Origin of the sequence: Streptococcus oralis (assembly GCF_001579175.1) — a bacterium.
Lineage (GTDB): Bacteria > Bacillota > Bacilli > Lactobacillales > Streptococcaceae > Streptococcus > Streptococcus oralis_O.
The window spans coordinates 362,761-369,928 of the sequence record NZ_KQ970759.1 but is presented as its reverse complement, the minus strand read 5'-3'; the positions used below and the strand labels follow the sequence as shown (position 1 = coordinate 369,928).

Genomic DNA, 7,168 nt, shown 5'->3' with positions numbered 1-7,168 from the left:
TACGTAGACGCCGCTGTCGAAGACATTGAAAGCTGGTATTTAGACCGCTTTTTGAAACTTCTCAGCTTTGCCCAAAACGATCCAGACAGCTACTACCACCACTTTACGCAAATGCCAATAGGGGAAGTAGAGTCTTTTGCCCACCAAGTATGGAGTGATATCAACCTTACAAATCTACAAAACTATATTGAACCAACAAGGAATCGGGCCGAGGTTATTCTCCACAAGGCTAAAAACCATGAAATCGATGAAATTTACCTAAAAAAATAATTTCCCCTTGTCAAAACATAAGTTTTCAGATATAATAGTATAGTTAGTAAATATGGAGGTAAGAACATTGGCAAACATTAAATCAGCTATCAAACGCGCTGAATTGAACGTTAAACAAAACGAAAAAAACTCAGCTCAAAAATCAGCTATGCGTACTGCTATCAAAGCTTTCGAAGCAAACCCTTCTGAAGAACTTTTCCGTGCTGCTAGCTCAGCTATCGACAAAGCAGAAACTAAAGGTTTGATTCATAAAAACAAAGCAAGCCGCGATAAAGCTCGTCTTTCAGCTAAACTTGCTAAATAAGAAACAGTCCACCGAGGCTGTTTTTTTGTCCTCCATTACGAAAAGGTAGAAAATGAAAATCGCAATCATCGGCTATTCTGGAGCTGGGAAATCAACCCTGGCACAAAAGTTATCCCAGTTCTACTCAATTCCCAAACTGCATATAGACACCCTCCAATTTCAACCAGGCTGGCAAGACAGTGATCGTGATTGGATGAAAGCCGAGATGAAAAACTTCCTCACTAATCACTCAGACTGGGTCATCGACGGCAACTACTCTTGGTGTTGCTATGAAGAAAGAATGCTGGAAGCTGACCAAATCATCTTCCTCAATTTTTCACCCTGGACTTGTTTACTGAGGGCCTTTAAGCGTTATCTCAAATACAGAGGTCAAGTCCGAGAAAGTATGGCTGCAGGTTGTCCTGAACGCTTTGACTTGGAATTTATCCGATGGATTCTCTGGGATGGGCGGAGCAAATCCGCTAAGGAACGCTACAAGGGGATTCAAGAAACCTATCCAGAGAAAGTAATTGTCCTCCGGGCTCAAAAGGAAATGGACCACTTCTTAGAAAATCTCGCAAACAACAAGAAAAACCAACGTGTCTAACGTTGGTTTTTTGCTATTAGCCAATCACACTTCCGTTTGGTACAGCTGGATCAACTGTGAGAAGGGTTAATTTGCCATCATGTTCAGCTGAGAGAATCATCCCTTGGCTGACATATTTTTTCATCATCTTGCGTGGTTTGAGGTTGGCAACGATTTGTACCTTCTTGCCGACCAATTCTTGTTCGTTTGGATAGTATTTGGCAATTCCTGAGAGGATTTGACGGTCTTCACCATCACCAGCATCCAAGCGGAATTGAAGCAACTTATCAGAACCTTCCACTTTCGAAACTTCTTTGACTTCTGCGACACGAATTTCAACCTTATCGAAGTCTTCAAACTTGATTTCTTCCTTGTTGAGTTTGAGTTCGACTTCTTCTGGATTCCATTCTTTTTCAACGGTTGGTTTGTTGCCTTCCATTTGTTCCTTAATATAGGCAATTTCTTCTTCCATATCCAGACGTGGGAAGATTGGTGTTCCTTTAGCAACTACTGTTACATCTGCAGGGAAATCAGCCAGGCTCAAGTTTTCAAGGCTAGAAACTTCTGCTAGACCAAGTTGTGTCAAGACTGCACGACTGGTTTCCATCATAAATGGCTCAATCAAGTGAGCTACGACACGAAGGCTAGCCGCTAAGTGGCTCATCACACTTGCTAATTGGTCACGGAGAGCTTCATCCTTGGCCAAGACCCATGGAGCAGTCTCATCGATGTATTTGTTGGTACGAGAGATAAGAGTCCAGACTGCTTCAAGAGCGCGTGGGTAGTCAACTGCTTCCATGTGTGTATGGTAGTCTGCGATTGATTGTTCTGCAACCTCAGCAAGAGCATTATCAAACTCTGTTACACCCTCTACATAGGCTGGAATTTGCCCATCAAAATACTTGTTAATCATAGAAACCGTACGGTTGAGGAGATTTCCAAGGTCATTTGCCAATTCATAGTTGATACGGCCTACATAGTCCTCTGGAGTGAAGGTTCCGTCTGAACCAACTGGAAGGCTACGCATGAGGTAGTAACGAAGTGGATCGAGGCCATAGCGCTCTACCAACATTTCAGGATAAACGACATTCCCTTTAGACTTAGACATCTTACCGTCTTTCATGACAAACCAACCGTGGGCAATCAAGCGGTCTGGCAATTTGATATCCAACATCATAAGAAGGATTGGCCAGTAGATGGAGTGGAAACGAAGGATGTCTTTTCCGACCATTTGGAAGACTGTTCCGTTCCAGAACTTGTCAAAGTTACCGTGCTCATCTTGACCGTAACCAAGAGCAGTCGCATAGTTAAGAAGAGCATCAATCCAAACATAGACAACGTGTTTTGGATTTGATGGGACTGGCACACCCCAGGTAAAGGTTGTACGAGAAACTGCCAAATCTTCTAAACCTGGCTCGATAAAGTTGCGAAGCATTTCATTAAGGCGACCATCAGGAGTGATAAATTCAGGATGAGATTTGAAAAATTCGACCAAACGGTCTTGGTATTTGCTGAGGCGAAGGAAATAAGATTCTTCTGAAACCCATTCAACCTCGTGACCTGATGGTGCGATACCGCCAGTTACATTTCCAGCTTCGTCACGGAAAACTTCCGCAAGTTGGCTTTCTGTAAAGAATTCCTCATCTGAGACTGAATACCAACCAGAGTATTCACCCAAGTAGATATCATCTTGAGCAAGCAAGCGTTCAAAGACCTGAGCCACTACTTTTTCATGATAGTCATCCGTTGTACGGATAAATTTATCGTATGAGATATCGAGTAATTTCCAGAGTTCTTTGACTCCAACCGCCATCCCATCAACATAAGCTTGAGGTGTGATGCCAGCTTCTTCCGCTTTTTGCTGAATCTTTTGACCATGCTCATCTAAACCTGTCAGATAAAAAACATCGTAGCCCATAAGGCGTTTGTAACGTGCTAAAACATCACAAGCAATGGTTGTGTAGGCAGAACCGATGTGAAGTTTCCCAGATGGATAGTAAATCGGTGTTGTAATATAAAAATTCTTTTCAGACATAATTTTTCCTTTCCAGGCTAATGAAACCTGTTTTTCTAATACTTCATTATATCATATTTTCGGTGATTTTCGATAGAGAAATCCATACAAAAACAAGATAGACAAATGTCTATCTTGTTTATCTTATTCATAGCGAAGGGCTTCGATTGGATCAAGCTTAGAGGCTTTATTGGCTGGCAAGACTCCGAAGATCATACCAACGCTAGCTGACACAGCCAAGCTAAAGAGAGCAATTGGGAGGGAAACCCCAACTTCGATACCTGCAATCATATTTTGCAATAAGATACCCGCTAACATTGTTAAGCCTGCTGCACTGACTAGGCCGATGACACCACCTAGCAAGGTCAAGATCATGGACTCAATCAAAAACTGAACTAAGATATTAGCCCGTGTTGCTCCAAGAGCCTTCCGCAGACCAATCTCACGCGTACGTTCTGTCACCGAAACCAGCATGATATTCATAACACCAGTTCCCCCGACAAAGAGAGAGATTCCTGCTATGGCACTGATAACAGTGGTCATAAAACCAAATAGTTGTTGTACCTCTTGGAAGGCGGCAGTGGCGTCCGCAACTTGGTACTCCCCTTGCTGAAGACCTGCAATCTCAGTCAGTTTTCGAGCCAACTCTGGACCCAAGGTCTGCGTTAGACTAGTATCATTGACACGAAAGACGATGTTCGAGATTTCATCAGTATTAAAATTGGCTGCGAGAGAGATATTGGTCGTAATTGGAAGACCACCAATCCCAAAGGCTTTAGCAGTTTTAGCTTCATTGCTAGTATAAACGCCAATCACACGGTAACTAAATTCATTAACAGAGATAATTTGGTTAATAGCGGCTTCTGGACTATCAAACAAGCTCTTAGCTAGTTCTTCGTCCAACAAAATCACACTGGCAAATTCCTTGTAGTCTTGCTGTCTTAGACTTCTACCAGCAACGATCTCATTTTCAACTGCGTTCATGTAGGTGCTATTTCCACCAGTCAAAGTCGCCCGTTCAACCTTCTTATCCTTATAAGACAGGGTGACGTTAGTCGAGTTAGTGACATAGTAACTGTCTACTCCTTTGAGTTTGGCAGCCTCCTTGACCCAAGATTCGAGTGGTTTTGGTGGTTCAACATGAACATCCTCTTCTTTCCCACTGACCGTCAAAGCTGACTGGCGCTGAGTAAAGGAGCCATCCTTGCTCTTGATAGGAGAGAAAAAGACATGAATATCCTTTTGTGATTTGGTCATGTTTTTATTGACCTGACGAGACATGGAATCTCCCAGAGCCATGATGACGACGACAGACGAAACTCCGATGATAATCCCGATCATGGTGAGGAAGGAACGCATCTTATGAGCCATGATAGATGAAAAGGCAAATTTCAGATTCTGCATCTTAGTTTTCCTCCTTTTCTACTGGGGCGCTGTCTGATGAGATAACACCATCGCGAATGACAATCTGGCGTTTGGCATAGGCAGCAATCTCAGGTTCATGCGTGACCATGATAATGGTTTTCCCTTCCTTGTTTAACTCCACCAACAGTTGCATAATTTGATTTCCCGTCTTGGTATCCAAGGCTCCTGTCGGTTCGTCTGCTAGGATGATAGAGGGATTGTTTACCAAGGCACGGGCAATCGCTACACGTTGCTTTTGACCACCTGATAACTCGGAAGGCAAATGATGACTGCGCTCCGTTAGCTCAACCTTTTCCAGAAATTCCTCAGCCAATTTCCGTCGTTTTGAAGCCGAAACACCAGCGTAAATCAAGGGCAATTCAACGTTTTGAAGCGCATTGAGTTTGGACAAGAGAAAGAACTGCTGAAAGACAAAGCCGATTTGCTGGTTACGGACCTTGGCCAGTTGTTTCTCTCCAAGACCTGCAACTTCTTGCCCTTCAAGGTAGTACTCTCCACTGGTTGGTGTATCCAGCATTCCAATGGTATTCATCAAAGTAGATTTACCAGAACCGGACGGTCCCATAATGGCGACAAACTCACCTTCTTGAACTTCTAAGTTAATATTTTTTAGGACCTGCAGTTCTTGGTCACCATTTCGATAACTCCTACAGATATTTTTTAGACTAATTAGTTTCTTCATCAGCCTTCACCTCTTTTCCTTCTTCCAAGGAAGATGTTGGATTACTGATGACCTTGGCACCGTCTGTCAAACCTGAAGTAATTTCTTGGTTGTCTGCGTCCGCATTCCCCAAAGTAACTTCTACCTTCTTCGCTTTTTTCTGGTCGTCAACGAGCCAGACATAGTTTTTGTCATTTTCGGTAACAACACTTGTCAAAGGAACAAGGATGGCTTTACTTTTGTTTTTGACTTCAACGCTGACTGAGAAGCCTTGTTTCAACTCACCGATATCGCTAGACACATCAACAGTATAAGGGTACTTAGATCCAGTATTCCCTCCAAGGGCTGCATTTGCTGCTTCTCCGTTGTTTTTAGGATAATCAGAAATATAGCTGATTTTACCTGTCCAGCTCTTATCTTGATAAACCTTCGAAGTGAAGGTAACTTCTTGACCTACAGAGAGGTTGGCAAGGTTGTATTCAGACAGCTCCCCTTTGACCTGCAAGTTTTCATTACTTACGACATGTACTACCACTTGACTATTACCTGTTGGCGATTTGGAAACATTACGATTAACTTCAACTACAGTCCCTTCTAGTGTACTGAGGACAGTTGCAGCATCTAGCTGAGCTTGAGCCTTGTTGAGCTGAGCCACAGCATCTGCACGGTTATCCTTGGCATCACTGATTTGAGAATCAATAGAAGATACTGAAGAAGTCGCTGCTTGCGCTTGTTCTGGGAGTCCAGCTTCTGTTGGAACCTGTGGAGAAGCTGGTGCAGCTGATGCATTTTCACGAGCTTTTTTTAACTCCTCGATATGACGGTCTGCCTTTGCAACTGCTCGACTGGCTGCATCATAGGCAGCTTGGGCATCGGCACTGCTGTATTTCACCAACGCTTGCCCTTCTTCAACCTTGTCGCCAACTGAAACAAGGATTTCATCCAAATCTCCCTTGCTAGCATCAAAATAAACGTATTGTTCATTTTTTGCTGTGACGGTACCTGACAAGAGAACCGATGAGGCAACGGAACCTTCCTTGGCAACAACGATATGAGAGGTCTCATCCTGGACAACCGAATGGGATGGTTGTCTAAAAATCATAATCGCCACAGCACCGATAACAATAGCACTTGCAACACCAATCGCTGTGTATAATTGCCATTTTTTTGCCTTTTTATTTCTTTTCATTTTCAAGCTCCTTTATATTTTTGCCTTACAAAAACCATTATATCAAAAATACTAGATCCATACAATGATCGTTCAGAGAGAAACAATGACAGTTCAGGAGAAATATTTCGTTCGGTATTTGTTTTTGGATTATTGTACTAGATATATAATACACTATCTTTAAAAAAATGGCAAGTGTTTTTGTAATTTTTTTAAACGTAGCAGATTTTTGCATTCAAAAAATAAAAACGATAGAATATGACTATCAAAGCTATAAGGAGTTTTCTATGAGAGAATATGATATCATCGCCATCGGTGGAGGGAGTGGCGGCATCGCCACTATGAACCGAGCTGGTGAGCACGGCGCCAAAGCAGCTGTTATCGAAGAGAAAAAAATAGGTGGAACTTGTGTCAACGTTGGCTGTGTTCCTAAGAAAATCATGTGGTATGGAGCTCAAATCGCTGAAAGCTTCCACCACTACAGCCCTGACTATGGTTTTACAAGTTCAGATGTTCAATTTGATTTTGCTAAACTTCGTCAAAACCGTGAAGCCTACATCGATCGTGCCCGCTCGTCTTATGATGGAAGTTTCAAGCGCAACGGTGTTGATTTGATTGAAGGTCGTGCTCATTTTGTTGATTCCCACACCGTTAGCGTCAATGGTGAATTGATTCGTGCCAAGCATATCGTGATTGCGACTGGCGCTCGTCCAAGCATCCCAACTATTCCTGGAGCTGAACTCGGTGGTAGCTCAGACGAT

Annotated in this window: 7 protein-coding genes and 1 pseudogene; 4 read left to right on the top strand and 4 right to left on the bottom strand. The window is 42.9% G+C overall.

Translation table 11 applies throughout. The features are described from left to right. The 3 genes and pseudogenes from SORDD24_RS11535 to SORDD24_RS01875 form a co-directional block, all read left to right on the top strand. Window positions 1-270: pseudogene (locus SORDD24_RS11535) on the top strand (type I pantothenate kinase); the annotation flags it as partial. A gap of 67 nt (window positions 271-337) precedes the next feature. Continuing rightward, window positions 338-574 carry a 30S ribosomal protein S20 gene (gene rpsT, locus SORDD24_RS01880; RefSeq protein ID WP_001274000.1) on the top strand — a complete coding sequence of 79 codons (237 nt, stop codon included), beginning with the start codon at window positions 338-340 and terminating at the stop codon, window positions 572-574. 52 nt (window positions 575-626) lie between these two features. Then, entirely contained in the window at window positions 627-1,160 is a 534-nt protein-coding gene (locus SORDD24_RS01875; protein WP_061406950.1) for a DNA topology modulation protein, read from the top strand. Window positions 1,161-1,176: 16 nt separating this feature from the next. On the opposite strand, the gene metG is transcribed toward SORDD24_RS01875, so the two are convergent. The 4 genes from metG to SORDD24_RS01855 all read right to left on the bottom strand — a co-directional run bounded on the left by metG (window position 1,177) and on the right by SORDD24_RS01855 (window position 6,428). Beyond that, on the bottom strand, window positions 1,177-3,174 hold the full coding sequence (metG, locus tag SORDD24_RS01870; RefSeq protein WP_061406949.1) for a methionine--tRNA ligase: 1,998 nt from the start codon (window positions 3,172-3,174) through the stop codon (window positions 1,177-1,179). A gap of 123 nt (window positions 3,175-3,297) precedes the next feature. Next, window positions 3,298-4,557 carry an ABC transporter permease gene (locus tag SORDD24_RS01865; RefSeq protein WP_061406947.1) on the bottom strand — a complete coding sequence of 420 codons (1,260 nt, stop codon included), beginning with the start codon at window positions 4,555-4,557 and terminating at the stop codon, window positions 3,298-3,300. A gap of 1 nt (window position 4,558) precedes the next feature. Next, a complete protein-coding gene (locus tag SORDD24_RS01860) occupies window positions 4,559-5,260 on the bottom strand; it encodes an ABC transporter ATP-binding protein (protein ID WP_033629580.1) in 702 nt (233 codons plus the stop codon). After that, complete coding sequence (locus tag SORDD24_RS01855) at window positions 5,244-6,428, bottom strand: efflux RND transporter periplasmic adaptor subunit (RefSeq protein ID WP_061406944.1); 1,185 nt, start codon at window positions 6,426-6,428, stop codon at window positions 5,244-5,246. Before SORDD24_RS01855 ends, SORDD24_RS01860 begins: the two co-directional genes overlap by 17 nt. 266 nt (window positions 6,429-6,694) lie before the next feature. Between SORDD24_RS01855 and SORDD24_RS01850 the strand changes: the two genes are divergently transcribed. Continuing rightward, the coding region (locus SORDD24_RS01850; protein WP_196757258.1) for an FAD-dependent oxidoreductase at window positions 6,695-7,168 on the top strand (474 nt) is incomplete at its 3' end.

Bases quoted from the DNA above. Each gene is read 5' to 3' on its own strand.
- SORDD24_RS01875 (WP_061406950.1), top strand. From the start codon at position 627: ATGAAAATCGCAATCATCGGCTATTCTGGAGCTGGGAAATCAACCCTG.
- SORDD24_RS01865 (WP_061406947.1), bottom strand. From the start codon at position 4,557: ATGCAGAATCTGAAATTTGCCTTTTCATCTATCATGGCTCATAAGATG.
- SORDD24_RS01855 (WP_061406944.1), bottom strand. From the start codon at position 6,428: ATGAAAAGAAATAAAAAGGCAAAAAAATGGCAATTATACACAGCGATT.
- SORDD24_RS01860 (WP_033629580.1), bottom strand. From the start codon at position 5,260: ATGAAGAAACTAATTAGTCTAAAAAATATCTGTAGGAGTTATCGAAAT.
- metG (WP_061406949.1), bottom strand. From the start codon at position 3,174: ATGTCTGAAAAGAATTTTTATATTACAACACCGATTTACTATCCATCT.